This window comes from Streptococcus sp. HMSC057G03, from assembly GCF_001808745.1.
Classification (GTDB): domain Bacteria; phylum Bacillota; class Bacilli; order Lactobacillales; family Streptococcaceae; genus Streptococcus; species Streptococcus parasanguinis_Z.
Genome location: NZ_KV794428.1, coordinates 41,799 through 68,482, shown reverse-complemented (window position 1 = coordinate 68,482; position 26,684 = coordinate 41,799). Strand labels below are relative to the sequence as shown.

Here is a 26,684-nt window from a genome sequence, read left to right as displayed (position 1 = left end):
AAAAGGACAGTTTTGGATAAAAGAATACTAAAAAATTTGTTATAATGGAGGTTAACAAAAAGGTGATTAGAGTAAGAATATGCAAGATAAAATTGTCATTCATGGGGCACGCGCCCATAATTTAAAAAATATAGACGTGGAAATTCCACGGGACAAATTAGTCGTGGTGACGGGTTTGTCTGGTTCTGGAAAGTCCAGTCTGGCCTTTGATACTCTCTATGCAGAAGGTCAGCGCCGCTATGTGGAGAGCTTATCGGCCTATGCTCGGCAATTCTTGGGAAATATGGAAAAACCAGATGTCGACTCTATTGACGGCTTGAGTCCAGCCATTTCCATCGACCAAAAAACGACCAGTAAAAACCCACGTTCTACAGTGGGGACGGCAACAGAGATCAATGACTACCTGCGCCTGCTCTATGCGCGTGTAGGGACGCCTTATTGTATCAATGGACATGGGGCTATTACCGCTTCTTCGGTTGAGCAAATTGTCGATCAAGTCTTGGAATTACCAGAGCGCCAACGCCTGCAAATTCTAGCTCCCATTATCCGCAAGAAAAAAGGCCAGCACAAGAATATCATTGAAAAAGTCCAAAAAGACGGCTATGTTCGGGTTCGAGTTGACGGTGAGATCTATGATGTGACAGAGGTTCCAGAACTGTCTAAAAGCAAACAGCACACGATTGAAGTGGTGGTGGACCGAATCGTGATCAAAGAGGGCATCCGCTCGCGTCTCTTTGATTCGATTGAGGCAGCCCTTCGGATAGCGGACGGTTATGTGGTGATTGATACCATGGATGGAAAGGAACTGCTCTTTTCGGAGCATTATGCTTGTCCAGTCTGTGGCTTTACCGTTCCTGAATTAGAGCCCCGTCTCTTTTCTTTCAATGCGCCTTTTGGATCTTGTCCAGACTGTGATGGGCTGGGTATTAAGCTAGAGGTGGACTTGGATTTGGTGGTGCCAGATGATCGCTTAAGCCTTCGCGAAGGAGCTCTTGCTCCTTGGAATCCGATCTCTTCTAACTACTATCCTCAGATGTTGGAGCAGGCCATGATCCATTTTGGTATTGATATGGATCAGCCTTTCTCAGATCTCTCTCAAGAAGAAAAGGACTTGGTTCTCTATGGTTCAAATGGCAAGGAATTCCACTTTCACTATGAAAATGAGTTTGGTGGGGTTCGGGATATCGAGATTCCTTTTGAAGGGGTCGTAAACAACATTCACCGTCGTTTCCGTGAGACCAATAGTGATTTCACCCGCAACCAAATGCGCTCTTATATGAACGAATTGACCTGTGCGACCTGCCATGGCTACCGTCTCAATGACCAAGCTCTCTCTGTTCGTGTCGGAGGAGAAAAGGGGATGCATATCGGGGAAGTGTCAGATCTATCAATTGCGGACCACTTAAAAGCTGTGGATCAGTTGGTTTTAACGGACAATGAAGCTACGATTGCAAGACCGATCCTAAAAGAGATTAAAGATCGCTTGACCTTCTTAAATAATGTTGGCCTCAATTACTTGACCTTGTCGCGATCAGCTGGGACCTTATCAGGTGGGGAAAGTCAGCGCATTCGTTTGGCAACCCAGATCGGTTCCAACCTCTCTGGTGTCCTTTATATCTTGGATGAGCCGTCTATAGGCCTCCATCAAAGGGACAATGACCGCCTGATTGCCAGTCTTAAGAAGATGCGCGACTTGGGCAATACTTTGATCGTCGTCGAACATGATGAAGATACCATGAGAGAGGCCGACTACCTGATCGACGTCGGCCCAGGTGCCGGTGTCTTTGGTGGAGAGATCGTTGCGGCTGGAACCCCAAAACAGGTGGCGCGCAACAGTAAATCCATCACCGGTCAATATTTGTCTGGCAAGCGTAAGATTCCGGTTCCAACAGAACGCCGTTCGGGGAATGGCCGTTCTATTGAAATTACAGGGGCCAGTGAGAACAACTTACAAGACATCATAGCTCGTTTTCCTCTGGGCAAATTCATCGCAGTCACTGGAGTTTCCGGTTCTGGAAAATCGACCTTGATCAATGGCATCTTGAAAAAAGCCATCGCTCAAAAGCTCAACCGAAATTCGGAAAAACCAGGAAAATACAAGACGATTCAGGGGATTGAGCACATCGATCGCTTGATCGACATTGATCAAAGCCCGATTGGTCGGACTCCTCGTTCTAATCCAGCGACTTATACAGGCGTCTTCGATGACATTCGCGATCTCTTTGCTCAGACCAATGAAGCCAAAATTCGGGGCTATAAAAAAGGCCGCTTTAGTTTCAATGTCAAGGGCGGGCGTTGTGAAGCCTGCTCAGGAGATGGGATCATCAAGATTGAAATGCACTTCTTGCCAGATGTCTTCGTTCCTTGTGAAGTCTGCCATGGACGTCGTTACAATAGTGAGACTCTCGAAGTCCACTACAAGGAAAAAAATATCGCAGAAGTGCTGGATATGACGGTCAACAAGGCAGTTGAATTCTTCAAGCACATTCCAAAAATTGAACGCAAACTCAAGACCATCCAGGATGTGGGCTTGGGCTATGTAACGCTGGGGCAACCAGCGACCACCCTTTCAGGTGGGGAAGCGCAGCGGATGAAGTTGGCTTCTGAATTGCACAAGCGCTCTACAGGAAAATCCTTCTATATCTTGGATGAACCAACGACCGGACTCCATACCGAAGACATTTCTCGCTTGATCAAAGTCTTAGAGCGGTTTGTGGATGATGGCAATACGGTCCTTGTGATTGAGCACAATTTGGATGTCATTAAGACAGCAGACCATATCATCGATTTAGGACCCGAAGGCGGTGTCGGTGGCGGAACCATTATTGCGACCGGAACACCAGAAGAAGTAGCAGCAAATCCTGCTAGCTACACAGGACAATATTTGAAAGGAAAATTACAATGAATCAACGGATCAGCAACTTAAGAAACAAAATGAAAGCCCAAAACCTCAAAGCGGTGTTGATTAACAATTTGAAAAACGTTTATTATTTGACTAATTTCTGGGGTTCAAACGGGACTGCTTTGGTGACAGAAGAACGTGTGGTACTCTTTACAGATTCGCGCTATACCATCCATGCCCATGCGACTTGTTTCCCCTTTGTAGAGATTGTGGAAACCCGTGATGAGTTGACTGCAGCTGCAGAGATCGTTAAGGACCTTGAAATCAAAGAACTTGGTTTTGAGGACGAAGTGACGGTAGCCTACCATGTCCGCATGGCTTCTGTTTTCAGTGGCATCAGCCTTCAATCCCTAGCGAACTTTGTGATGGAATTGCGCTTGATTAAAGATGAAACGGAGATTGCGGCCATTAAAAAAGCTTGTAGCATCTCTGACCAAGCCTTCCATGATATTTTAGACTATATCAAGGTAGGGAAAACGACAGAGTTGGAAGCAGCAACTTTCCTCGATTTTAGAATGCGGGAGTTGGGAGCTTCTGGTGTATCTTTTGATATCATCTCAGCAGCTGGTGAACGCTCTGCCATGCCTCATGCGACTCCAAGTGATCGGGTCATTTCAGCAGGAGATGCCTTGACCCTTGATTTTGGTTGCTTGTATAATCACTATGTTAGCGATATGACACGGACAATCTATGCAGGACATGTCAGCGACAAGGAAAGAGAGATTTACGAAACCGTTTTGAAAGCCAATCAAGCCTTGATTGATGCTGCTAAAGATGGACTTGGCTTCCGTGATTTTGATAAAATCCCACGTGATGTGATCGAGGCAGCCGGCTATGGTCAATACTTTACTCATGGAATCGGTCATGGAATTGGGCTAGATATCCACGAAGAACCATACTTCAGCCAAACGTCTAAAGAAGCGATTCAAGCAGGTATGGTCTTAACAGATGAGCCAGGTATTTATATCGAAGGTCTCTCTGGCGTGCGGATCGAAGATGACCTCTTGATTACAGAAACTGGCTGTGAAGTCTTGACTCTTGCTCCTAAAGAATTGATTGTCCTATAAAATAGACAGTATTTTCTTAACCCCTGTGTAACAAACAAAGATAAGAAATGAGGCCTATGAAAAAACGAATTTTAGTATTGGGAATTCTTCTAGTAGCCCTTCTATTTGCATTTGCTCCTTCTGCTCATGCTGGTGTCGGCAATACGCATAGTGGTGGTAGTAGCACTATTCATTCTGGCGGTGGTGGTGGTAGTAGCTGGTCTGGAGGGGGAAGTAGCTGGTCTGGTGGCAGTAGCTGGTCTGGTGGATCCAGTAGCTACAGTTCTAGTTCTGGATCAGACTCTGGTGGGGCGGTAGCAGTTGTCGCCATCATTGGATTGATTGGATTTGTCTATAATATTGCAAAAGAGGCTAATGAGAGTGATGATTCGTCCTATTCAAATAGTGGTCCAAAACGGACAACCGAAGAACGGGCGGGTCGACCAATTGAGAACAACTATGAAGCGATTCGCCGCATCCGTAAACTGGATCCAATGTTTGATGAAGACCGCTTCTTGTCGCAAGTTAAGCTGGTTTATCTTCAATTGCAGTCTGCCTGGACAGAAAAAGATTGGAATTCTGTGCGGAACTTAGAAAGTACGAGTCTTTATGAGCAGCACTTGACGCAGTTGCAAGAGCATATTCGTGCCAAAACAACCAATGTTCTAGAGCGCGTATGTGTGGAAGATTCGAAGATCAAAGACTTTATCGAAAATCCAGAAGGCAATGACCGCATTGAAGTCATTCTGTCTTCGACGATGAGAGATTACATTCGAAATGATGAAACGGGTCGTGTGATCGAAGGGGATCCAACCAAAGATCTCTTTACCGTTTACCGCATGGTCTTCCTCCGTGAACATGGAGCCCAGACAGAGATCATTAAGAATTCAGAAGTCGTTAGTGATCACTGTCCGAACTGTGGTGCGCCACTAACGATCGATTCAATCGACAAGTGTGAATATTGCCAAGCATCCTTGAAGCACAATCCAAAAGATTGGGTCTTGGATGTCTACGAAGTTGTGGATGAAATTGAATTCTACAGATAGGAGAATGTATGGGATTTATTAAAGCAGCCCTTTCAGCGGGCATTTCAAGTTTTCAAGATAGTAAATTTAAGGAAGCCATTACCTTGCCGGAAGCTGTTCCAGCAACAGCTTTGGCCATTAAGGGACAGCTCTTGACCAAAGATCCAGATGGGCGCTCTCGTCAGAGCAACCAAAATACGGGTCTATTGACAGATGGCTCTGTTGTCATTGTTCCCCAAGGCTATGTTGCTCTCTTGGTCAATAATGGAACGTTTCTAGGAGACCTTCTAGAAGCAGGGAGTCACGAATGGCAAGCCGGTGAAAATGCCTGGTTGTTTGAAAAGGGTGGTGTGAAAGGAACGTGGGATCAGTTCAAGAATCGTTTCTCATTTGGAGGCCAAGTGGTCACCCAACAAGAAATTATTTTTGTGCGGATGCAACCTTTTACAGGAAATAAATTTGGCACTCAAAATCCAGTTGAGTACTTTAGCGACCGTTACCAACAGCTTCTGAGCATTCGCTTTTATGGTCTCTATGATGTCAAAATAGCAGATCCGGTTCTTTTCTATGTCAGTGCAGTCAGTCGCCAAATTACGGCAGATAAACCTTTTACCTTGGAAGATGTAGCTCAGGGAACCTTGCGCCAAAACCTCGCTCCAAAAATTGCCGTCGCCCTTTCAAAATATACGGCTGAAAATAAGGCAGATATCTACAATATCAATGCAGACCAAGACGTCTTCAATGAAGTCGCAAAACGCGAAGTCAACAAAACGTGGTCAGAATTATATGGTATTGAATTAACCAATGTCCTGATCGAAGATCTGAGCTACGATGCTGATAGTATGGCCAAGGTTAATAAACTGGACAGTGAATTGGCAGCCATGAAGTACAATACCATCGAAATTGAAGAGCGTCGCGCCCGCAATGAGGCCTTGGTGGCAGCTGCCAAAAATGAAGGTAGCAATGGCATGAATATGATTATGGGGATGAATCTGGGTCAAGCTCTGGGAAATGATCTGCAACAACAAGCAGCACCAGCTCAAGACAAGCCCAAAACCTTCTACATTGAGGTGGATGGCAAATATGTCCATGTGACCAAAGATGCGGATGGTAATATTGTCCCTGTTGACGAATAGAAGGGAACTAGGCTCAGAGATGTAGAGTCTCCAATCGCTAGTCTCTGCACTCTTTCCTTCCTAAAAAGAAAAGATTGCTGTTTGAGAAAAATCAAATAGTGTGTTACAATAAAGAGTAATCTATTTTTAAAAAAAGAGGTAATAAAACATGATCGAAGCAAGTAAATTAAGAGCTGGTATGACGTTTGTCACAGCAGATGGAAAATTGATTCGCGTTTTGGAAGCAAGTCACCACAAACCAGGTAAAGGAAATACCATCATGCGGATGAAATTACGTGATGTCCGTACTGGTTCTACATTTGACACAAGCTACCGTCCAGAAGAAAAATTTGAACAAGCGATTCTTGAGACTGTCCCAGCCCAATACTTGTACCAAATGGACGACACAGCCTACTTCATGAACACAGAAACTTATGACCAATACGAAATCCCTGTCGTCAATGTTGAAAATGAATTGCTTTACATTCTTGAAAATTCAGAAGTGAAAATTCAATTCTACGGAAATGAAGTGATTGGGGTAACTGTACCAACTACTGTTGAATTGACAGTCACAGAAACTCAACCATCGATCAAAGGTGCTACAGTGACTGGTTCTGGAAAACCAGCAACAATGGAAACAGGACTTGTTGTAAACGTTCCAGACTTCATCGAAGCAGGACAAAAACTCGTTATCAACACTGCAGAAGGAACTTACGTTTCTCGTGCGTAAGAGATCTCTCAGGGTGTCAAATAGAAAGGAACTTCTATGGCAACTGAACAATTTGGTGACATCGTTATTGCACCACGTGTATTAGAAAAAATTATTGCGATTGCAACGGCAAAAGTAGAGGGAGTTTACTCTCTTGAAAATAAGAGCGTGTCAGATAGCCTTTCAAAACGCTCACTTGGTCGTGGCGTCTACCTTCATACAGAAGAAGACGGTCAGGTCTCAGTGGATATTTATCTCTACCTTGAATATGGAGTGGCGGTACCATCTGTAGCAGTAGCGATCCAAAAGGCTGTGAAATCTGCTGTGTATGATATGGCGGATGTCACCTTGGATGCGGTTAATATCCACGTTGTAGGGATTGCAACAGAAAAATCTCCAAAACCAGACTTGAAAGACTTGTTTAATGAGGACTTCCTCAATGACTGATGAAATTTTATTAGAATCACGTCGAGATTTACGCGAGCGTGCTTTCCAAGCCTTGATGGCCTTGGAGTACGATGGAGACATTGTCGAAGCTTGTCGCTTTGCTTATCTGCATGATAAGGACGTGGCAGAAGATGCAACAGTTGATCTTCCGGCCTTTCTCTTGAATATCGTGACCGGCGTTTATCAGTCAAAAGATCAATTAGACCAACAAATCGGTCAACATTTGAAGCCTGGTTGGACAGTAGAACGCTTGACCTTGGTAGAGAAAAATATTCTGCGCCTTGGAATTTTTGAAATGACAGAGTTTGACACTCCACAGATTGTTGCTGTGAATGAGGCAGTCGAATTGGCTAAGGCCTTTTCAGATGAGACTTCATCACGTTTTGTCAATGGTGTTCTCAGTCAATTTGTGACAGAAGCATAGTATAAAAGAGCCCGCGGGCTCTTTTTTGATTGAAGGAAATATCTATTTTGGACCTAATTTTAATCTAATCTTACGATATAAAGTATAAAAATATGCTATACTAAAGAAAAAAGAAAACAACCACTAGGGGTGCGTAAAGCTGAGATTAACGACTGTTAGACCCTTTGACTCGATCTAGGTAATGCTAGTTGATGGAAGTGGACAAAATAACAATGGTTTATAAGCCACTAATTGACTTCTTGATACAGACTTTATCTTGTTTTACCAAATACAAACTTCAGCTGGTTGGGAGGTTTTAGATGACTTATTTACCCGTTGCTCTAACAATTGCTGGAACTGACCCTAGCGGTGGAGCTGGAATAATGGCTGATTTAAAGTCATTCCAAGCTAGAGGTGTCTATGGAATGGCCGTTGTAACTAGTCTTGTCGCTCAAAATACCAGGGGGGTTCAATTAATAGAGCATGTTTCTCCTCAAATGCTGAAAGCTCAATTGGAAAGTGTTTTTTCAGATATTTCCCCTCAAGCTGTAAAAACTGGTATGCTTGCGACTACGAAAATCATGGAGATGATCCAACCCTACTTAAAGCAACTTGATTGTCCCTATGTGCTTGATCCTGTGATGGTAGCTACTAGTGGAGACGCTTTAATTGATACAAGTGCAAGAGACTATCTCAAAACAAATTTGCTGCCTCTTGCAACGATTATTACACCCAATCTTCCTGAAGCAGAAGAAATTGTCGGCTTTTCTATCAAAGACCAAGAAGATATGCAAAAGGCTGGGCGTTTGATCCTAAAAGAATTTGGGCCTCAATCAGTTGTTATCAAAGGAGGACACCTCGAAGGTGGTGCCAAAGATTTCCTCTTCACAAAGGATGAAGAATTTGTCTGGGAAAGTCCACGAATTCAAACTTGCCATACCCATGGTACTGGCTGTACCTTTGCTGCAGTTATCACTGCTGAGCTTGCAAAAGGGAAAAGCCTCTATCAAGCAGTTGATAAGGCCAAGGCTTTTATCACAAGAGCTATCCAAGATGCCCCTGAACTTGGGCATGGTTCTGGTCCTGTTAACCATACAACTTATAAAGATTAAAAAAACTCTCTCATTCCCCATATATTGGGAATGAGAGAGTTTTTATTTAGAGATGATTTGATCTAATTTTGTTAAAAATTCTTGGGTTCTTGCTTCAATATCTCTTGCCTGCATCAAATCACGAACTACTGCGATACCAGCAATACCTGTTCCAGAAAGTTGATGGATATTTTCACAAGTTAAACCGCCAATCGCTACGACTGGAATACCGACTGCTTGGCAGATGTCCTTTAAGGTAGAAATGAGGGTAATAGGGGCATTTTCCTTGGTTGTTGTGGGGAAAATTGCTCCTGTTCCTAAGTAATCCGCCCCAGATTCTTCTGCTTCGAGTGCTCTTTTCACTGTTTTTGCAGTTACACCTAGTATTTTCTCTGTGCCCAAGACTTGTCTGGCTACTGAAACTGGGAGTTCATCATCTCCTATATGAAGTCCTGCAGCATCGACAGCTAGGCACACATCCAAACGATCATCGATAATCAAAGGAACTTGGTAAGTATCGGTAATTTGTTTCACCATTTTTGCAAGTTCATAATACTGATTGGTCGTGAGCTGTTTTTCTCGTAGCTGGATCATGGTAACACCTGACTGACAAGCTTGCTCAACTTTTTTAAGGAAGGTTTCAAGCGGATCTTGGTAGCGATTCGTAACCAGATACAGTCTAAGCGTTTCTTTAAGCATAATAGCCTCCTTTGATTGCATCTAACCAGTTGGCATCCTTTTTTAAGAGAGACAATTGATTAAGAGTCTGTAAACGAAAGTCTTCTAGCCCCATTTCTCGGTCTATAATTTTCTCTGCAGCGATATTCAGATAAGACACTGCGAGACAAGATGCCTCAAAGGCTGTAGTCCCATGACTAAGGAAGACCGCAGCTAGAGCGCCTACAAGATCTCCTGTTCCTGTGATCCAGTCCAGTTCTAGACAACCATTTGTCAAAATGGCAACTTGATTAGATGAAACGATGAGATCTTTAGGACCGGTAACTAAGAATGTACTTGTTGGATAGCCTTGACACCAGTCTTTCAGGACACTCACTAGATCTGCTGTTTCTTGATCTTTCTGGCTGGCGTCCACTCCAACTCCATGGTGCTTCAAACCCACTAGGCTTCGAATTTCAGACATATTTCCCTTAATAATGGTTGGAGAATATTTCAAAATATCCATTGCTAAGGTTTTGCGGATAGGAGAGGCAGAGACGCCAACCACATCTAAAACCATAGGTAGCGAGGATTTAGCTGCAAAGGATGCTACCTTAAGAATTGCTTGCTCCTTGTCAGCTGACAAATGTCCTAAATTCAATAAGATAGCTGCACTTTGCTTGGTAAAATCAAGGACCTCTCTGGAGTCATCTGCCATTACTGGCTTAGATCCCAGAGCCAAAATTGCATTAGCGACCATCTCACAGGAAATTTCGTTAGTGATACAATGGATTAAATGACTTTCAGATAGAGGGAAGGGATTTTGGAAGGTATGCATCATTCAATCCTTTCTTCAAAGAAATAGCTTTGTACCTTTTTAAAGAATTTCTGGGTAATTAAAAATCGAAATGATACAAAAGCTATGGCTGTCCCGATCAAGGTAGCTCCGATAAATCGTGGTGTGTAAATAAACCAACTGAGTTTTGCAGCTGAGCCTGTGAAAAATACCATAACAGGATAAGAGACAATAGAGCCGATGATTCCTGTACCGATGATTTCTCCTAAGGCAGAAAAGTAGAATTTTCTACCATATTTGTAAAAGAGTCCGGCTAGTAGAGCTCCAAAGGTAGCTCCTGTTAGGGCCAAAGGAGGAATTCCTTGTGTTGTCATACGGATAAAAGCAGTCGCAGTTGCCATGACTAAAGCATAGACTGGTCCCATTATGGTTCCTGCTAAAATATTCACAACACTAGACATAGGTGCCATTCCTTCGACACGGAAGATAGGTGTCAGAACCACATCGAGGGCAATCATCATGGATAAGACGGTTAATTTATGAATTTGTAATTGGTTGGTTTTCATTTTTCATTAATCTCCTTTTTCTAAAGCCTGTAAAGTGCTCTTCCATGTTTGATGCTGGTAGGCCATTTCCCAAAACTGTGCTTCCATATAAACGCTAATTCGGAAGGCTTCGAGCATTTTTTTCTTGTCTAGCTCGTCACTTTCACTGTAGAGTTGATTGACTAGTTCCGTCTCTTCTTTTATTTGCTGTTCGAGTTCATCTGTAATGTAAGTTTCAATCCACTTCTGATAAAGGACTTCTGGTGAAGGACGAAGATTAAGTGCCTTACCTAGGTCATGGTACAACCATGGACACGGGAGCAAGCTCGCAAAAGCAATGGCTACGTTCTCTTCTTCAAATTGACGATAAATATGCGAAATATAATGGTAGCAGGTTGGAGCAATCGGCTGCTCTGCCATTTCCTTGTCATCAATCCCCAGCTCCTTGAAAAACTGTTGACGGATAAATAACTCACCTTCGACTAAGCTCTGAGCATTTTGTTTCAAAAGTCTCTTCATTTCTTGTTTTGAAGTTTTTTCAGCTAAGTGATCATAGGCTTTTGAAAAGGCATTTAAGTAGTAGGCATCCTGAATCAAGTAATAGCGAAAAATGGAAGGATCTAAATTTCCCTTTTGTAACTGTAAAATAAAAGGGTGCTGAAAGGAAGCCTGCCAGGCCTCCCTGGATAATTCCATAGCAATATCTGTAAATTCCATAATAACTCCTTTATAAAAACAGACTGATTTGAAGGGTTAAATAGATAAGTAGGTAGATGATTTTTGTCTGTCTGGGAATATAAAAGTTCCGATAGGACTTTTCTATCATGGCATCTTCATCATAGCCATGTGCTGATAAGGCTCTTAAGTATAGATGTCGCCATCTAAAGACGCTAATCAAGACCTTGCTATAAATCAAAGGGGACCAAAAATGCAATTTTTGCCCTCGTAACAAACAGGCCTCCTTTATGGATTTAATTTCTTTCTGAATCAGCGGAAAAGCATTGAAAACCACTAACAAGGCATAGGCCCAAGACCGTGACAATCCCATTTGTGCCAAATACAAGAGTAACTCTTTTAGTGAGATGCTTGAGATAAATACAATCCCTATACAAACTGTCACAAAACCCCTGGTTCCAAGTAAAACTGCTTGGGAAACATCTCCATGTAAATGAACTGCCCAGTAATTGGCAAAGCCTGGTAGGATAGCCAAGAAAACCATCCAAATCATCATATGAAACTTGCGATAAAAGCACATATAGACGATGCAAAAGAAGGCAACCGATAGATTGAGAGGAACCGATGGAACAAAGGAGGTTTCCAAGGATAAAAGTAGTAAAAAGAGGATTGTTACCGGAGTTTGAGTGGGGACTTTAACCATTCTATCTCACCTCCGTTTTATTTCCTATACCACGAGATCTTAGTGGCCTTGTGATAGAAACTTCTTTAAGATATTTTAACCCTGTAGATGTCATTTCAATCCAGTAATCAACTAGTGACACAAGCGGATCTAAACGATGGGAAATAATTAAAAAGCTACGTCCTTTTTGACACTCCTCCCTTATCCACCTACAAACATAATCGCAAGCCCTATCATCTAAACCTGCAAACGGTTCATCTAATAAGACAACAGTGGCTTGACTTGTCATGATCGTTAATAATTGAACCATCTTTTGTTGTCCTCCACTTAACTGATAGGGACTCTTATCTAAGGAATTCTCCAAATCAAACAATTGCAGGACTTCCTTGACTCTTTTATCGTTCTCATTATCTAGGTCATCTAACTGAAGTTCTTTCTTGAGACTGGCTCTGATAAACTGCTTATCCGCCTCTTGTACCACATATGTTATCTCATCATATAGACTTTTTTTCTTTTTTAATAGCCTATTCTTCCAATGAATCTTCCCTTTATACTTCTGAAATTGGAGAATGGAACGAAAGAGGGTTGATTTCCCAACACCATTATCCCCTAGGATACAGGAAACCCCTTCATAAAATGTAAAATCAGGAATGGAAAAGAGAGGAGAATCATTTAGGATACAGGTCATTTGTTTCAGATGGAAAAGATCCTGACAATTGCCGACTTCCTTTGAAAAAACTTCTCTAGTTTCAGAGGAAGGGATTTTGAATATTTTTTTGACTTCGTCATTTCTTAGTTCAACCATATGGTCGATATAGGCTTCGTAGTCAGACAAATCATGATCACAGAGGATAATCGTCTTACCTGCTTCAACCAGTTCCTTCAAAATCCCTAGTATCTCAAGCCGACTTTTACGATCAATTGATGCAAAGGGTTCGTCTAAAAGATAGACACTAGGATTCATGGCAAAGAGTACTGCTAGGGCCGCTTTTTGTTTTTCTCCACCTGACAATTGGTGAATCGGACGGTGGAGAATTTTTTGGCTTCTACATTTCTCCACAACTTCCGCTATTTTAGATTCAATTTCCTGAATTGGATAAGCAATATTTTCTAAGGAAAAGACCAATTCCTCAAACAAGGTCTCCATGGTAAATTGATGGTTGGGGTTTTGAAATAGGATACCGACCAATTGGACACGTTCAGCTACAGAAAGTTGTCTCATGTCAATTCCATCGATAAGGATCTGACCACTATATGGCACTGGACTGAGTTGGGCAATAATTTGAAAAAGGGTTGATTTACCCGAACCGCTTTTTCCAACCAATAAAGTAAAGGCTTGGGATTGAAATGTAAAGTCAATCGGCTTTGTGAAAGAGGGATAGACAACCCCCTTTAATTCCACCCCCATCTATACTTCACTCCCAGCAGAAAACTGATGGTAAAGTTTGACCGTAGTACGAACTAGAATCGCACAGAAGAAAAATACTGATGCAAAACGTACCAAAAGCAAGGATAGTACGAAAGGAAGAGAAAAGGCATAGTAACCTAATTTAATGTATTCATAGACAAAGCTAAAGAGTGTAATTCCAATACTATTAGCTGTCAGTGAAAGCCAACTTTCATAACGATTCTTGGTGATAAGAAAGCCGAATTCACTTCCTAACCCTTGAACCAAACCGGATAATAGAGCTCCTAAACCGAATTGACTACCGTAAAGGACTTCAGCAAGGGCAGCTAAAACTTCTCCAATAGTTGCACTACCGATTCTTGGGATGAAAATAGCCGTAATAGGTGCAGCCATACACCAAAGACCAAATAATATTTCGTTGGCAAAAGCCTGTAAACCTAGAGGTGTTAAGCCAATAGTCAAAATATTATATAGATATCCTGAACCTACAAAAACGCCACCAAAAAAGATAGACAAGAAAGCAAGTAAGATAACATCTTTTAAACGCCATTTTTTAAACATAAAAACTCCTTTTTAAGACAGTCGGGCATTTAAGAAAGACGTACCACAATACTCTACATCTAGTCTATCTGGTAAAAATTAAAAAACTCCAATTACAATCAAGAATTAGAGTTTTGCTTATAAGATTAGACAGTTCTTTTCGACACACGAAAAAAACCTTTTCACATTTCCCTTCGCCAGTATTAACTGTAGCAGGTTCAATGGGTATCATCTCAGCCTAAAGCACCCCAAATGTCTTTATAATATTATTTACTCATCAGTATAACAGAAAATGAAATCTCTAGCAAGATATTTGTTAAAAAATGTATTTACAAAGTTTATGATACCATTTTCCGTGTACATCCTGTTTGTACTCTCTAAAACAAATAGGGAGTGGGACAAGGAACGATTTTTAGTAAACATTCGTTCTGTCCCACTCCCTCTTTTCTTATTAATACAATTTCAGATCACGAGGATCTACTGGGAAAGTTGGATTATATGGATTGTGACGAAGTTTGAAGTGTTTCACATCTTCAATCGTCTGAGTTCCAGATAGTTGCATCACGGTCTTCAATTCTGCATTCAAGTGTTCAAAGACTTGGCGTACACCTACACCACCGCCCAGAGCTAAGCCATAAATAACGGGGCGACCAATAGCTACCAAGTCAGCTCCTGAAGCCAAAGCCTTAAAGACATGTTGCCCACGCCGAATACCAGAGTCAAAGACAATCGGTACACGTTTGTCAACTGCTTCAGCAACTTCTTGAAGTGAGTCAAAGGCAGCTGGGCCACCATCGATTTGACGTCCACCGTGGTTGGTTACCCAGATACCAGATGCACCTGCAGCAAGAGAACGTTCAACATCTTCACGGCATTGAGGACCTTTAACGTAAACGGGTAGGCCTGAGTATTCAGCGATGAATTCTACATCTCGTGGAGAGAGGCGTTGTTTAGCTGATTTGTAGACAAAGTCCATTGACTTACCAGCACCTTCAGGTAGGTATTCTTCTACGATTGGCATTCCAACTGGGAAGACAAAACCATTACGTTTATCAACCTCACGATTCCCCCCAACAGTTGCATCTGCCGTTAAGACGATCGCTTTATAACCTTCTGCCTTCACGCGATCCATAATGTGGCGGTTAATCCCATCATCTTTACTAAAGTAGAACTGGAACCAATGAGGAGTCCCTTGAAGGGCTTGCGTAATTTCTGGAAGATCAACTGTAGAGTAGGAGCTTGTAGTATAGAGGGAACCAAACTCATGTACCCCGCGCGCAGTAGCCACTTCCCCTTGTTCATTGGCTAATTTATGAGCTGCAACTGGAGCCATAATGATGGGTGAAGATAGCTTTTCACCAGCAAATTCAATCTCAGTACTTGGATTTTCCACATCACAAAGCGTATGAGGGACAATCAGCTTATGGTTAAAAGCTCGGATGTTTTCACGCAATGTAAAGGTATCTTCTGCTCCGCTAGCGATATAGCCAAAAGCAGCTTTTGGAATGACTTGTTGAGCCATAGGCTCCAAATCATAAGTGTTAATAAAATCTACAGGTCCTTCTGCATTGCTTGTTTTATATGACATAAAATGTCCTCCTTCATAAGTAAGCGGTTACTCTTTTCTTACCCACCTATCTTAACTTATTTGCAAACGATTTTCAAAAAATTTGTCTGTCATTTTCAATTTAAAGAGAGATGATGAAATAAAAGAATGACTTATGTTCCAAAAGAAAGTGCAGGTTAACACTGATCCATTACACAAAATAGAGAGTGGGACAGAAATCGGTCATTCGTTAGAATTCGATTTCGTCGTCCCACCTCCGCACAGTTGTGTAGGGCTGTAAAAGATGATGAAATCAGCGTAGTAGAGCCCACTCAACCACTGCGTCTTGCTCGACACTCCAAAAACAAGAAGAGGCTAGGACTTTTGTCCCAGCCTCATTTTCCTAAAAATTCTATCAATCTTAATTTGAAAATTTACGATGAAAAATGAAAGACTGGGCAAACGCGTGTCCAGCCTTTGAAAATTGAGAGAAGGAACTATATAGCAAGGAATTAGACGCTGTTGCCGGAATGAAGACTAACCGGCAAGAAATAGCCTGTCGTTGCAACGGTTTGACCGTCGATTTTTTGAAGCAAGAGGTCTACTGTCAAGACTGCGATCTCTTTGATCGGTTGTTGGATGGTTGTGAGCTCTGGAATAAAGGTTTGGACGAACTGGGTGCCATCATAACCAATCACTTTAAGCTGTTGAGGAACTGGAATTTCCAGCTCTTTAGCGACTTTCATAATTAAGATAGCTGTCAAATCATCCGAAGCAAAAATGGCATCTGGTTTTTGGTGGATTAAGATCTGTTTGATTTCCATTTCCTTGCGAATGGGTGAAAAATCACTGGAGACATTAATGATAGAAGCGTTTGGCAAGACTGAAGCAAAACCTGCATGGCGAAGACCTGTTGGGGAGTTGGAATTGTCATTTCCTGTGATCATGATGATGTTTTGAGCCCCAGTCTTGACGAGGGTTTCAGCTGCGAGGATCCCTCCAGCGTAGTTGTCTGAAGAGACAACCGGAATTTCTGGGGAGAGGTTGCGGTCAAAAGCAATGATAGGAGCAGTTACCCGGTTGTAATCTTCAATGCCCAAATTATGACTTCCTGAAATGATGCCATCTACCTGGTTAGCCTCCAACATCTCAATATATTCGCGCTCTTTCTCGGAGTCGTGTTCACTATTGCAGATAATGGTTTTATAGCCGTGTTTGAAGAGTTGGTGCTCTAGTTTGTCGATTAACTCAGCATAGAAAACATTGCTGATGTTGGGAAAGATCAAGCCGACTAACTTGGCTGATTTTCCTTGGAGGCTACGAGCAACATTGTTAGGTTTATATCCCAATTCTCGCATGGCTTCTTGGACTTTTTGGATCGTTTTTTCAGATAGGTATCCTTTTTTATTGATGACCCGTGAGACAGTAGTAGGGCTGACACCGGCGAGTTTGGCGACATCAGTTAGCTTTGCGACCATAATCAAGTTCGTAGTAAGTTCCAGTAGGGGTTCCAGACTTGATCAAGATTCCATTTTGATCTGCATGTGGGTAGACCCGACCAGAAAATACTTTTTCTCCTTTATTGATAAAGATTTCAAATATCGAATTGTCAATGAAAATATTAGCGGTTGTCGCTTGGTTAGCGATTGTGCAGCTACGGCTCGTACCGAAGTCTTGGGCATATTGCTCACCAGCCTGGCTACGATCGACTGTGACCAATCCTTTAGCCAGATCAAATGTGAGAGCTAAGCCCTTCCCTTCTGCATCGGCAAAGAGGACGATTTCGTTCTGGCTATCCTTTTCAAACTGCAATTCCAATTCATAGCAGTTCTTGGTTTGAGCCTTGTTGGCAAATGCCTCACTCTCAGCGCGCAAGTCCTTGATCGCTTCAACTGGGTATTGGTAGAGTTTGCCATCTTTGATGGTTAATTCTTTGACCAGTGAGAGAGCTCCTTGGTAGTCATAGGAATCTGTTGGATAAGAAACGTCTGGAAGACCTAGCCAGCTAACAGCATAGGCACGTCCATTGGGTGCATTAAATCCTTGAGTGGCATAGGCTTCAAAACCATAGTCAAGATTATGCAATTCAGATACATCAACCATTTTGGCCTTTTCTGGGTCAAAGCTTGCCCCGATCTTGTACATATTTGGATAGATATTGTCATAATCGAGAGCTGATTTATCTAAGCCTTGAGGACAGTAGAGAAGAACGGGTTGGTCTCCAACAAAGACTAGGTTGGGACATTCCATCATATAAGCTGTCCGATCGTTTGCAAAATCCAAGTCACCGACTGCAACCCAGTTGGTATAGTCGTTATCTACAGCCTTATAGAGACGGATGAATCCTTTCTTCTCAAGGTCTTGACCACCAACGATAGCGTAGAATTGACCCTTGAAATTAAAAATCTGTGGGTCACGGAAGTGATCCGTAGAGTCAGCCGGTTGATCAATCAAGATTTTGTCAATTTTTTCGATCTTTCCGTCCTTGTCCATCAAAGCACCGACTTGGTAAGGATGACGAACCCATTCTGCATCACGAACATTTCCAGTGTAGAATAGGAATAGTTTGTCACCAAACTGCATGGCTGATCCGGAATAAGCTCCATGGCTATCCAGATCTGTGTCTGGAAGAAGCGTTACACCAGTTTCTTTGAAATGAACCAAGTCTTCACTTTCTGTTTGTACCCATGATTTTAACCCATGGGCTGCACCAAATGGGAAATTTTGGTAAAACAAGATCCATTTTCCATCAAAGTAGGAAAAACCGTTAGGATCATTTAAGAGACCAGCTTTTGGCTCAACATGATAGTGTGTATGCCAAGGAGATTTGGCCATATGATCTTGGATGGCTTGCTTTTCCTCTTTTGTCCAGTCTTCGTAACGTCTGTAACGACGTTCAGTTGTCCATTCCATTTTATTCCTCCGAATTTTTTCTTACTTCCATAGTACCGATTTCCTATTAAAAATGCAAGCGATAAATGAAAAAAATGGCAAAAAATGTCAAACGATTGACAGCTATTTTGCAGCCTGAAGAAAAGAGGAGAAGTTGAAAATTTATGAAAATATGAAAGAAAATGAAAATAAAAGTCTGATTTAAAGTGCTAAAAAGCGTAGTACAGGCCTGTTTTAAAATGAAAATAGTTTCATACTGTCAAAAGGTGTCAAAAAGTCCAAAAAAGTTTCAAAAAAATCCTGCAAAACGCTTGACATATTTTCAATACGTGGTACAATTAAAAACGTAGAAACGATTTAACCGTTTACATTACAAAAAATAAGGAGATTTTTGCAAAATGTCAAATACAGAAATTGCAAAGCAGGTCATCGATGCAATCGGTGGGGTTGAGAACGTTAGCAGTGTTGCTCACTGTGCGACTCGTCTTCGCGTGATGGTAAAAGATGAATCAAAAATCAACAAAGATGTTGTTGAGAACATTGAAAAAGTACAAGGTGCTTTCTTTAACTCAGGTCAATACCAAATCATCTTTGGTACTGGTACTGTAAACAAGATCTATGATGAAGTAGTAGCTCTTGGCTTACCAACATCATCAAAAGATGAAATGAAAGCAGAAGCCGCTAAACAAGGAAACTGGTTCCAACGCGCGATCCGTACCTTTGGAGACGTTTTTGTTCCAATTCTACCAGCAATTGTTGCGACTGGATTGTTTATGGGGATTCGTGGTGCCATTGCTCAAGACCAGGTTTTGGCTTTGTTTGGCACAACAGCAGATGCATTTAAATCTACTGATTTTTATACCTATTCAACAATTTTAACTGATACCGCGTTTGCCTTCTTCCCAGCCTTGATTTCATGGTCTGCATTCCGAGTATTCGGAGGAAATCCTGTTCTTGGGATTGTAATTGGTTTGATGATGGTTAGTCCGACACTTCCAAATGCGTGGGTTGTAGCGGAAGATCCTTCTAAAGCAGCAACATACTTTGGTATCTTCCATCATGTGGTTGGATTCCAGAACTCAGTTCTTCCCGCTTTCTTCGTTGGTCTAATTGGTGCGAAACTTGAAAAGTGGCTCCATAAGAAAATTCCAGATGTCTTAGATTTGTTATTGGTTCCATTATTCACATTGACAATCATGTCATTCCTCGCTTTGTTTATTATTGGTCCATTCTTCCACAGTATCGAAGAATATGTACTAAATGTAACTAAGTTTATTTTGAATTTACCATTTGGTCTTGCAGGTCTTCTTATTGGTGGCGTTCATCAGTTGATTGTCGTTACCGGCGTCCATCATATCTTTAATCTTCTTGAATCACAATTAATTACTGCAGATAAAAAAGATCCATTTAATGCAATTATTACAGCGGCTATGACTGCACAAGCTGGAGCTACTTTAGCAGTGGCAGTGAAATCTAAATCTCAAAAAGTGAAAGCTCTAGCATTTCCTGCAACTATCTCTGCCTTGTTAGGTATTACTGAGCCTGCAATCTTTGGTGTAAACTTGCGTTATGTGAAACCATTCGTTATTGCTTTGGGAGCAGGTGCAGTAGGTGGTTGGATTGCATCTATGTTAAATCTTGCTGGTACAGGATTTGGTATTACAATTATTCCAGGAACGCTTCTCTATCTAAACGGTCAATTATTGAAATATGTATTTATGGTTGTATTTACAACTGCCCTAAGTTTCGGTTTGACTTATATGTTTGGTTATGAAGATGAAGCTTCATCAGTTCCTGCAGAGGACAAAGAAGCAGAAGCTATTATTGAAGAAGAAACAACTGGAGCTCTTCCAGCATCTCTTCAAGACGAAACCATTATCTCTCCGATCGTTGGTCAAGCTGTTGCTTTGTCTGATGTGAATGATCCTGTCTTCTCAAGTGGAGCGATGGGACAAGGAATTGCCATCAAACCAACTGAAGGCGTTGTCTATGCACCAGCTGATGCTGAAGTAACCATTGCTTTTGCAACTGGTCACGCTTACGGTTTGAAGACCGCTAATGGTGCTGAAATCTTGATCCACGTTGGGATTGATACCGTATCAATGAACGGTGAAGGATTTGATCAAAAAGTAGCTCAAGGTGATAAAGTGAAAGCTGGTGATGTCCTTGGTACATTTGATGCAGCGAAAATTGCCGCAGCTGGTCTTGAAGACACAACTATGGTGATCGTCACTAACACAGCTGACTATGCTTCTGTCACACCTGTTGCAACTGGATCTGTTGCGAAGGGTGATGCGATCATCGAAGTCAAAGCTTAATCGAAACAATAAGTTTTCAAGGACTGGTCTATCATCTCCAGTCCTTGAATTTTATTTCTCAAAAAAAGTGTGTTTTTTCTTTAGAGAAGAGAAAAAGATTGACTACAAAATATGCTATAATAAATACAGGATATTTTTCATAATAAAAAAGGAGCCAACATGACAAAATTATATGGAAGTTTGGAAGCTGGCGGTACAAAATTTGTTTGTGCGGTTGGTGATGAAAACTATAATGTTGTGGAAAAAGTACAATTTCCAACAACCAAGCCAATTGAGACGATTGATAAGTGTATTGAATTTTTCTCAAAATTTGAGGATCTAGTTGGGCTTGCGATTGGTTCATTTGGACCAATTGATATCGATCCAAATTCAAACACTTATGGTTTCATCACAACGACTCCAAAACCAAATTGGGCCAATGTAGATATCGTTGGGGCCTTCCGTCGTGCCTTGAATGTACCTATCTATTTCACAACAGATGTGAATAGTTCTGCCTATGGAGAAGTGGTCGCACGCAACAATGCGGGTGGTCATATCGAAAACTTGGTTTACTATACAATCGGAACAGGAATCGGAGCTGGTGTCATCCAACGTGGTGAGTTTATCGGGGGAGCTGGGCACCCAGAAATGGGACACTACTATGTGGCCCAACACCCAATGGATGTGGAAAAAGAATTCAAGGGTGTTTGTCCTTTCCACAATGGCTGTTTGGAAGGTTTTGCGGCTGGTCCTAGTCTCGAAGCTCGTACGGGTATTCGTGGGGAAAACATTGAACTCAACAGCAATGTATGGGATATTCAAGCCTACTACATCGCACAAGCAGCAGTGAATGCGACAGTTACCTTCCGCCCAGACGTCATTGTCTTTGGAGGAGGAGTCATGGCTCAACAACATATGTTAGATCGTGTTCGCACGAAATTTACTGCCCTCTTGAACGGTTACCTCCCTGTACCTGATGTGAGAGATTATATTGTGACACCTGCAGTTGCCGGCAATGGTTCAGCGACCTTGGGGAACTTTGTCCTTGCAAAAGAAGTGAGCGAAAAGCTTAAAAAATAAGCAGCAATTGTCTCTTAGAGGTTAGAAACAAGAGCGATGAGGCTGGGACAAAAGTCCTAGCCTCTCAGTTATCTTTGAATTGTCGAGCAAGACGCAGTGGTTGAGTGGGCTCTACTACGCCGATTTCATCAGCTTTTACAGCCCTACACAACTGTGCGGAGGTGGGGCGACGAAATCGAATTCTAACGAATTACCGATTTCTGTCCCACTCTCTTCTTTCGTCTATCTATCAAGAAGTGAGGAAGGAATGAAAAAGAATATTGTAAAAGATGTCTTATTCTTGGGTCAAAAGTCAGAAGAAGCGACACCTGAGGATCGCACCTTGGCTTTGGATTTGCAGGACACCTTAAATGCTCATCTCCTTGAGTGTGTCGGTTTAGCAGCCAATATGATCGGGGTGAAAAAGCGAGCGATTATCATCCGAATGGGAAGTGAAAATTTGGTCCTGTTTAATCCGGTTCTCCTTGAAAAGAAAAAGCCTTACCAAACAGAGGAAGGATGCTTGTCCTTGGTGGGGAGTCGGCCGACCACTCGTTATGAGGAGATTTCAGTGGCCTATCGAGATATGAATTGGAAAGCAAAAACAATTCATTTGTCAGGCTTTCCGGCCCAGATCTGTCAGCATGAAATGGATCATCTAGAAGGCATTATTATCTAAAGATGAAGGATGGAGTCGATTCGGCTCCTTTTTTTAGTTCTTATGGAAACTTTTTTCTTGACAGGGATCTTTTTTGTGTTAAAATAGTTCTCATAGTAACTTTAAAGTTCTTAAGAGAACTATTTGGAGGAAATGATGGACAAACCTTTACTAGAATTTAAAAAAATCGGTCATCTCATTCACCTCATGGTAGAAAGAGAGGCCAAGAAGAGAGGGCTTGAATTTAGCGCAGGACCCCAAGGTCAGGTATTGGGCTTTTTATCTCATCGTGAAAAGGAGGGGAAAGTGACCTTGATTCGGGATGTTGAGCAGGAACTTCATATCTCAAAATCCGTGACGAGTAACCTGATCAAGCGCATGGAGAAAAATGGCTTTATTTATCTAGAGCCTAGTCCAACCGATAAACGGGCCAAGTATGTCTACCTAACAGACAGTGTAAAAGATAAATTGAATGACATGAAACAATTCTTTGAAGAAGTGGACCAGGATATGATGGCTGGTGTATCAGAAGAAGAATTGGCCATCTTTTTCAGGGTCATGCATCAATTTTATGAGAATATGAAAAAAAGGAGCGAGGAATGATCAATATATTTCGGCGGTTAACTGCCAAAGAATGGGGCATGATTGCCCTTAGTACGGTCTTTATCTGTCTGGCTGTTTGGATGGATTTAAAGACTCCTGAATACTTATCCGATATCACGACCCTCTTAGCCAAGGATGGGACCAAGGTTTCTGATATTATGGATCCGGGAAGCAAGATGTTGCTCTTCTCTTTTGGAAGCTTTTTGATGGCAGTTTTTGTGGGCTTTTTGGCTTCAAGAGTCGCTGCCAGCTTTACGACGCGACTTCGAGGAGAGATTTTCCATCAAGTGATGGATTACTCTGATGCCGAGATCAAGAAATTCTCCGTTCCCTCTCTCTTGACTCGTACAACCAATGATTTGACCCAGTTACAAATTATGATTGTCATGGGGATGCAAGTTGTGACGCGTGGTCCCATTATGGCGATTTGGGCTCTGACCAAGATTTGGGGGAAGAGCAGTGCCTGGACAACGTCTGTTGGGATTGCGGTCTTGATGGTCTTGATTCTTCTCTCTGTTCTGGTTCTTATTGCCTTTCCGCGCCAGCAAAAGGTTCAAGGTTTGACCGATGCTTTGAATGCGACGACACGGGAGAGTTTGACTGGGGTGCGAGTGGTTCGCGCCTACAATGCAGAAGCTTATCAAAATGAGAAATTCCAGGCTGAAAACAAGGGCTTAACCCGTCTAAATCTCTTTGTTTATCGTTTGATGTCTTTGATGAACCCTGTCATGACAGTGGTATCAAGTGGGTTGACCCTTGCTATCTACTGGATTGGGGCGCACTTGATCAATGATATCGCCATGCCAAAAGATCCTACAAAGATCTTCACCAGTCCTGCATTAGCGGATCGGACCAAGGTCTTCTCCGATATGATCACCTTCTCCTCTTACGCCATGCAGGTTGTCGTTGGCTTTATGATGATGGTGGCCATCTTGATTATTCTTCCTCGTGCCTTGGTATCTGCCAAACGAATCAACCAGGTCTTAGCTTTAGAGCCGTCTGTAGCCTTCCCAAGTGAGTCAAAAGAAACAACAGGCCAAGAGGGTACCGTTGAATTTCAAGATGTTTCCTTCCGATATGGACGGACTTCCCGTGCTGTGATTGAACATGTGACCTTCTCAGCTCAGAAAGGACAAACCGTTGCCTTCATCGGATCAACCGGTTCTGGGAAATCCACTTTGGTCAACTTGATTCCGCGCTTTTACGATGCAACAGAAGGAAAGATCTTAGTGGATGGCATCAATGTCAAGAATTATAGCCACCAAGAACTGAATAATAAAGTCGGCTATATTCCCCAAAAAGCAGTGCTCTTTAGCGGCACTATTCGCTCCAATATGGAATTTGGAGAAAGTAGTCAAGGAAAATTAGAGGATGAAGCCATCTGGAAAGCTCTTGAATTGGCCCAAGCCAAAGAGTTTGTGGCCGCAAAAGAAAAAGGCTTGGATACAGAAGTAGCGCAAGGAGGAAGCAACTTCTCTGGCGGTCAACGGCAACGCTTGGCCATTGCACGGGCCCTGGCTCGCAAACCTGAGATCCTCATCTTTGATGATTCCTTCTCAGCTCTAGATTATAAAACAGATCGGATCCTGCGACAAGCCTTGAAAGAAGAGCTTGCAGATACGACCAAATTGATCGTTGCCCAACGGATTTCGACTATTATGGATGCAGATTTGATTTTGGTCTTGGATCAAGGGAAGGTCGTCGGTCAAGGTACCCACAAGGAATTGCTTGCGACCAATGAAGTCTATCAAGAAATTGCCTATTCACAATTATCTAAGGAGGAGTTGGAACATGCATAAGACAAAACAAAAAACATCCCTTTGGAGCCAACTTTCTCCCTATTTGAAGGGCTTCCACCTATTTTTCCTAATTGCTATCCTCTTTTCGATCGTATCGAGTGTAATCACGGTTATTGGACCGGATAAGTTAAAAGAAATTACAGATACCATTACAAAAGGGATGGGAGGCGCCATTGATATTGATAAGATCACTTCGATTGCCCTGACCTTAGCCATCCTTTATGGAGTTGGAGCACTGGTGTCCTACAGCAGTAGTTTCATTATCTCAACCATGATTCAGCGCTTTGCAGAACGCTTGCGCAATGCCATTGCTGAGAAGATCAATCGCGTGCCCCTCCAATATTTTGATAGCCATGAACAAGGAGATACCTTGTCTCGTGTGACCAATGACGTGGATTTGATGACCCAATCCTTTAACCAAAGCTTGGTTCAAATGGTCTCTTCTATTGTCTTATTGATTGGCTCCATCCTTATGATGTTTAAGACGGACTGGCACTTGGCGGTGACAGCGATTGTGTCCGTCTTTGCAGGTTTTGCTCTTTCCAGCATCATTATGGTCAAGAGCCAGCCTCTCTTTAAGCAACAACAGGACAACCTTGCCAAAGTTTCAGGTTATGTTGAAGAAATCTATAGTGGCCACAATATCGTCATTTCCTACAATGGCCGTCACCAAGCCAAAAATCATTTTGATGCCATCAACCAAGATTTGTACCATAGCATGTGGAAATCCCAATTCTTCTCTGGGATCATGATGCCCTTGATGCAGTTTGTAGGGAATTTCGGCTATGTCATGGTCTGTATCGTTGGGGCTGTCCTCACCATTAATGGAGACATTACCATCGGGACCATTGTTGCCTTTATGACCTATGTCCGCATCTTTACCCAACCAATTAGTCAAATGGCTCAAGGCATTACCCAATTGCAATCAGCTAGTGCTGCTATGGGGCGTGTCTTTGAATTCTTAGACGAAGAAGAAATGGAAGATGAATCCCAAAAAACACGCCAATTGGAAGTGCCAAAAGGTCATGTTACCTTTGAACATGTTCGCTTTGGTTATTCACCAGATAAGACTATTATCCATGACTTTACAGCTGAAGCTAAGCCAGGACAGAAGGTGGCCATTGTTGGTCCGACAGGTGCAGGTAAGACGACCATGGTCAATCTCTTGATGCGTTTTTACGACATTCAAGCTGGTAAAATTACCATCGATGGTGTGGATACTAAGGCCATGAGCCGAGAAGAAGTTCATGATGCCTTTTCGATGGTCTTGCAAGATACCTGGCTATTTGAGGGGACCATTCGAGAAAACCTGGTCTTCAATCAAACGGATATTTCAGACGAAGCGGTGGAAGCAGCAACCCGAGCGGTTGGGGTCCATCACTTTATTCGGACCTTGCCGAATGGCTATGATACTGTATTAGATGATTCAGTGACCTTGTCCGTGGGTCAAAAGCAACTCTTGACCATTGCGCGTGCCCTCTTGAAGGATGCTCCGCTTCTTATCTTGGATGAAGCAACCTCATCTGTCGATACCCGTACAGAAGAGTTGATTCAAAAAGCTATGGACAAACTCATGGAAGGCCGGACCTCCTTTGTCATTGCCCATCGCTTGTCCACTATTCGTAATGCGGATCTGATTCTCGTGATGAAAGATGGAAATATTATCGAGCAGGGTAATCACCAAGAACTCATGACCCAAAATGGCTTCTATGCTGATCTCTACAATAGCCAATTCACAGAAGAAGTAGCGTAACAACAAGATACAAAGCCCGTAAAATGCAAAGTGAAA

At 42.3% G+C, this 26,684-nt stretch carries 24 protein-coding genes and 2 riboswitches; of the genes, 14 read left to right on the top strand and 10 right to left on the bottom strand.

Going from position 1 to position 26,684, the window contains the following annotated elements; all coding sequences use genetic code 11:
* Positions 1-79 precede the first annotated feature (79 nt).
* From uvrA to thiD, 8 genes are all read left to right on the top strand, one after another.
* Positions 80-2,905 carry an excinuclease ABC subunit UvrA gene (gene uvrA / locus HMPREF2686_RS07010; RefSeq protein WP_070449916.1) on the top strand — a complete coding sequence of 942 codons (2,826 nt, stop codon included), beginning with the start codon at positions 80-82 and terminating at the stop codon, positions 2,903-2,905.
* The gene (locus HMPREF2686_RS07005; RefSeq protein ID WP_049474083.1) at positions 2,902-3,969 is read left to right on the top strand and encodes a M24 family metallopeptidase; all 1,068 of its coding nucleotides are present in this window, start codon (positions 2,902-2,904) and stop codon (positions 3,967-3,969) included. The genes uvrA and HMPREF2686_RS07005 overlap by 4 nt, the downstream gene beginning before the upstream one ends.
* Before the next feature lie 56 nt (positions 3,970-4,025).
* Complete coding sequence (locus tag HMPREF2686_RS07000) at positions 4,026-4,994, top strand: TIM44-like domain-containing protein (protein ID WP_049474082.1); 969 nt, start codon at positions 4,026-4,028, stop codon at positions 4,992-4,994.
* Between the two features lie 8 nt (positions 4,995-5,002).
* A complete protein-coding gene (locus HMPREF2686_RS06995) occupies positions 5,003-6,109 on the top strand; it encodes an SPFH domain-containing protein (RefSeq protein WP_049474081.1) in 1,107 nt (368 codons plus the stop codon).
* A 148-nt stretch (positions 6,110-6,257) separates the two neighbouring features.
* Positions 6,258-6,818 (top strand): elongation factor P, encoded by a 561-nt coding sequence (gene efp / locus HMPREF2686_RS06990; RefSeq protein ID WP_049474080.1) that lies wholly within the window; start codon positions 6,258-6,260, stop codon positions 6,816-6,818.
* A gap of 36 nt (positions 6,819-6,854) precedes the next feature.
* Complete coding sequence (locus HMPREF2686_RS06985) at positions 6,855-7,244, top strand: Asp23/Gls24 family envelope stress response protein (RefSeq protein WP_003005404.1); 390 nt, start codon at positions 6,855-6,857, stop codon at positions 7,242-7,244.
* Positions 7,237-7,668 (top strand): transcription antitermination factor NusB, encoded by a 432-nt coding sequence (nusB, locus tag HMPREF2686_RS06980; RefSeq protein ID WP_049474079.1) that lies wholly within the window; start codon positions 7,237-7,239, stop codon positions 7,666-7,668. The genes HMPREF2686_RS06985 and nusB overlap by 8 nt, the downstream gene beginning before the upstream one ends.
* A gap of 115 nt (positions 7,669-7,783) precedes the next feature.
* Positions 7,784-7,881: riboswitch (TPP riboswitch) on the top strand.
* An 86-nt stretch (positions 7,882-7,967) separates the two neighbouring features.
* Positions 7,968-8,759 (top strand): bifunctional hydroxymethylpyrimidine kinase/phosphomethylpyrimidine kinase, encoded by a 792-nt coding sequence (gene thiD / locus HMPREF2686_RS06975; RefSeq protein WP_049474078.1) that lies wholly within the window; start codon positions 7,968-7,970, stop codon positions 8,757-8,759.
* 42 nt (positions 8,760-8,801) lie between these two features.
* On the opposite strand, the gene thiE is transcribed toward thiD, so the two are convergent.
* The 10 genes from thiE to HMPREF2686_RS06925 all read right to left on the bottom strand — a co-directional run bounded on the left by thiE (position 8,802) and on the right by HMPREF2686_RS06925 (position 18,500).
* The gene (gene thiE, locus HMPREF2686_RS06970) at positions 8,802-9,437 is read right to left on the bottom strand and encodes a thiamine phosphate synthase (RefSeq protein ID WP_049474077.1); all 636 of its coding nucleotides are present in this window, start codon (positions 9,435-9,437) and stop codon (positions 8,802-8,804) included.
* Positions 9,430-10,233, bottom strand: a complete 804-nt coding sequence (locus HMPREF2686_RS06965; protein WP_049474076.1) for a hydroxyethylthiazole kinase — start codon at positions 10,231-10,233, stop codon at positions 9,430-9,432. The genes thiE and HMPREF2686_RS06965 overlap by 8 nt, the downstream gene beginning before the upstream one ends.
* Positions 10,233-10,757, bottom strand: coding sequence for an energy coupling factor transporter S component ThiW (gene thiW, locus HMPREF2686_RS06960; RefSeq protein WP_049474075.1), 525 nt, complete (start codon positions 10,755-10,757; stop codon positions 10,233-10,235). Before thiW ends, HMPREF2686_RS06965 begins: the two co-directional genes overlap by 1 nt.
* A 6-nt stretch (positions 10,758-10,763) precedes the next feature.
* Positions 10,764-11,453: a thiaminase II gene (gene tenA / locus HMPREF2686_RS06955; RefSeq protein ID WP_049506470.1), complete on the bottom strand. Its 690-nt coding sequence runs from the start codon at positions 11,451-11,453 to the stop codon at positions 10,764-10,766.
* Positions 11,454-11,463: 10 nt separating this feature from the next.
* Positions 11,464-12,114: an energy-coupling factor transporter transmembrane component T gene (locus tag HMPREF2686_RS06950; protein ID WP_049474073.1), complete on the bottom strand. Its 651-nt coding sequence runs from the start codon at positions 12,112-12,114 to the stop codon at positions 11,464-11,466.
* Between the two features lies 1 nt (position 12,115).
* Positions 12,116-13,501 (bottom strand): ATP-binding cassette domain-containing protein, encoded by a 1,386-nt coding sequence (locus tag HMPREF2686_RS06945; RefSeq protein WP_049474072.1) that lies wholly within the window; start codon positions 13,499-13,501, stop codon positions 12,116-12,118.
* Positions 13,502-14,062, bottom strand: coding sequence for an ECF transporter S component (locus HMPREF2686_RS06940; protein WP_049486253.1), 561 nt, complete (start codon positions 14,060-14,062; stop codon positions 13,502-13,504). It lies immediately after the preceding gene.
* A 151-nt stretch (positions 14,063-14,213) separates the two neighbouring features.
* Positions 14,214-14,302, bottom strand: a riboswitch (TPP riboswitch).
* A 190-nt stretch (positions 14,303-14,492) separates the two neighbouring features.
* Complete coding sequence (gene lctO, locus HMPREF2686_RS06935) at positions 14,493-15,629, bottom strand: L-lactate oxidase (RefSeq protein ID WP_049474070.1); 1,137 nt, start codon at positions 15,627-15,629, stop codon at positions 14,493-14,495.
* Between the two features lie 470 nt (positions 15,630-16,099).
* Positions 16,100-17,065: a LacI family DNA-binding transcriptional regulator gene (locus tag HMPREF2686_RS06930; RefSeq protein ID WP_049486254.1), complete on the bottom strand. Its 966-nt coding sequence runs from the start codon at positions 17,063-17,065 to the stop codon at positions 16,100-16,102.
* Positions 17,046-18,500, bottom strand: coding sequence for a sucrose-6-phosphate hydrolase (locus HMPREF2686_RS06925; RefSeq protein WP_070449913.1), 1,455 nt, complete (start codon positions 18,498-18,500; stop codon positions 17,046-17,048). The genes HMPREF2686_RS06930 and HMPREF2686_RS06925 overlap by 20 nt, the downstream gene beginning before the upstream one ends.
* Before the next feature lie 377 nt (positions 18,501-18,877).
* Between HMPREF2686_RS06925 and HMPREF2686_RS06920 the strand changes: the two genes are divergently transcribed.
* From HMPREF2686_RS06920 to HMPREF2686_RS06895, 6 genes are all read left to right on the top strand, one after another.
* The gene (locus HMPREF2686_RS06920; protein ID WP_003008594.1) at positions 18,878-20,797 is read left to right on the top strand and encodes a sucrose-specific PTS transporter subunit IIBC; all 1,920 of its coding nucleotides are present in this window, start codon (positions 18,878-18,880) and stop codon (positions 20,795-20,797) included.
* Positions 20,798-20,956: 159 nt separating this feature from the next.
* Positions 20,957-21,856 (top strand): fructokinase ScrK, encoded by a 900-nt coding sequence (gene scrK, locus HMPREF2686_RS06915; protein WP_003016958.1) that lies wholly within the window; start codon positions 20,957-20,959, stop codon positions 21,854-21,856.
* Positions 21,857-22,103: 247 nt separating this feature from the next.
* On the top strand, positions 22,104-22,514 hold the full coding sequence (locus HMPREF2686_RS06910; protein WP_024054812.1) for a peptide deformylase: 411 nt from the start codon (positions 22,104-22,106) through the stop codon (positions 22,512-22,514).
* 135 nt (positions 22,515-22,649) lie between these two features.
* Positions 22,650-23,096: a MarR family winged helix-turn-helix transcriptional regulator gene (locus HMPREF2686_RS06905; RefSeq protein ID WP_021153785.1), complete on the top strand. Its 447-nt coding sequence runs from the start codon at positions 22,650-22,652 to the stop codon at positions 23,094-23,096.
* Positions 23,093-24,895, top strand: coding sequence for an ABC transporter ATP-binding protein (locus HMPREF2686_RS06900; protein WP_021153784.1), 1,803 nt, complete (start codon positions 23,093-23,095; stop codon positions 24,893-24,895). The genes HMPREF2686_RS06905 and HMPREF2686_RS06900 overlap by 4 nt, the downstream gene beginning before the upstream one ends.
* Positions 24,888-26,648: an ABC transporter ATP-binding protein gene (locus HMPREF2686_RS06895; protein WP_049486256.1), complete on the top strand. Its 1,761-nt coding sequence runs from the start codon at positions 24,888-24,890 to the stop codon at positions 26,646-26,648. The genes HMPREF2686_RS06900 and HMPREF2686_RS06895 overlap by 8 nt, the downstream gene beginning before the upstream one ends.
* The last annotated feature ends 36 nt before the right edge of the window (positions 26,649-26,684 follow it).

What these genes read in the sequence shown, in the direction of transcription:
- uvrA (WP_070449916.1), top strand. Translation starts at nt 80, where the DNA reads ATGCAAGATAAAATTGTCATTCATGGGGCACGCGCCCATAATTTAAAA.
- HMPREF2686_RS07005 (WP_049474083.1), top strand. Translation starts at nt 2,902, where the DNA reads ATGAATCAACGGATCAGCAACTTAAGAAACAAAATGAAAGCCCAAAAC.
- HMPREF2686_RS07000 (WP_049474082.1), top strand. Translation starts at nt 4,026, where the DNA reads ATGAAAAAACGAATTTTAGTATTGGGAATTCTTCTAGTAGCCCTTCTA.
- HMPREF2686_RS06995 (WP_049474081.1), top strand. Translation starts at nt 5,003, where the DNA reads ATGGGATTTATTAAAGCAGCCCTTTCAGCGGGCATTTCAAGTTTTCAA.
- efp (WP_049474080.1), top strand. Translation starts at nt 6,258, where the DNA reads ATGATCGAAGCAAGTAAATTAAGAGCTGGTATGACGTTTGTCACAGCA.
- HMPREF2686_RS06985 (WP_003005404.1), top strand. Translation starts at nt 6,855, where the DNA reads ATGGCAACTGAACAATTTGGTGACATCGTTATTGCACCACGTGTATTA.
- nusB (WP_049474079.1), top strand. Translation starts at nt 7,237, where the DNA reads ATGACTGATGAAATTTTATTAGAATCACGTCGAGATTTACGCGAGCGT.
- thiD (WP_049474078.1), top strand. Translation starts at nt 7,968, where the DNA reads ATGACTTATTTACCCGTTGCTCTAACAATTGCTGGAACTGACCCTAGC.
- thiE (WP_049474077.1), bottom strand. Translation starts at nt 9,437, where the DNA reads ATGCTTAAAGAAACGCTTAGACTGTATCTGGTTACGAATCGCTACCAA.
- HMPREF2686_RS06965 (WP_049474076.1), bottom strand. Translation starts at nt 10,233, where the DNA reads ATGCATACCTTCCAAAATCCCTTCCCTCTATCTGAAAGTCATTTAATC.
- thiW (WP_049474075.1), bottom strand. Translation starts at nt 10,757, where the DNA reads ATGAAAACCAACCAATTACAAATTCATAAATTAACCGTCTTATCCATG.
- tenA (WP_049506470.1), bottom strand. Translation starts at nt 11,453, where the DNA reads ATGGAATTTACAGATATTGCTATGGAATTATCCAGGGAGGCCTGGCAG.
- HMPREF2686_RS06950 (WP_049474073.1), bottom strand. Translation starts at nt 12,114, where the DNA reads ATGGTTAAAGTCCCCACTCAAACTCCGGTAACAATCCTCTTTTTACTA.
- HMPREF2686_RS06945 (WP_049474072.1), bottom strand. Translation starts at nt 13,501, where the DNA reads ATGGGGGTGGAATTAAAGGGGGTTGTCTATCCCTCTTTCACAAAGCCG.
- HMPREF2686_RS06940 (WP_049486253.1), bottom strand. Translation starts at nt 14,062, where the DNA reads ATGTTTAAAAAATGGCGTTTAAAAGATGTTATCTTACTTGCTTTCTTG.
- lctO (WP_049474070.1), bottom strand. Translation starts at nt 15,629, where the DNA reads ATGTCATATAAAACAAGCAATGCAGAAGGACCTGTAGATTTTATTAAC.
- HMPREF2686_RS06930 (WP_049486254.1), bottom strand. Translation starts at nt 17,065, where the DNA reads ATGGTCGCAAAGCTAACTGATGTCGCCAAACTCGCCGGTGTCAGCCCT.
- HMPREF2686_RS06925 (WP_070449913.1), bottom strand. Translation starts at nt 18,500, where the DNA reads ATGGAATGGACAACTGAACGTCGTTACAGACGTTACGAAGACTGGACA.
- HMPREF2686_RS06920 (WP_003008594.1), top strand. Translation starts at nt 18,878, where the DNA reads ATGTCAAATACAGAAATTGCAAAGCAGGTCATCGATGCAATCGGTGGG.
- scrK (WP_003016958.1), top strand. Translation starts at nt 20,957, where the DNA reads ATGACAAAATTATATGGAAGTTTGGAAGCTGGCGGTACAAAATTTGTT.
- HMPREF2686_RS06910 (WP_024054812.1), top strand. Translation starts at nt 22,104, where the DNA reads ATGAAAAAGAATATTGTAAAAGATGTCTTATTCTTGGGTCAAAAGTCA.
- HMPREF2686_RS06905 (WP_021153785.1), top strand. Translation starts at nt 22,650, where the DNA reads ATGGACAAACCTTTACTAGAATTTAAAAAAATCGGTCATCTCATTCAC.
- HMPREF2686_RS06900 (WP_021153784.1), top strand. Translation starts at nt 23,093, where the DNA reads ATGATCAATATATTTCGGCGGTTAACTGCCAAAGAATGGGGCATGATT.
- HMPREF2686_RS06895 (WP_049486256.1), top strand. Translation starts at nt 24,888, where the DNA reads ATGCATAAGACAAAACAAAAAACATCCCTTTGGAGCCAACTTTCTCCC.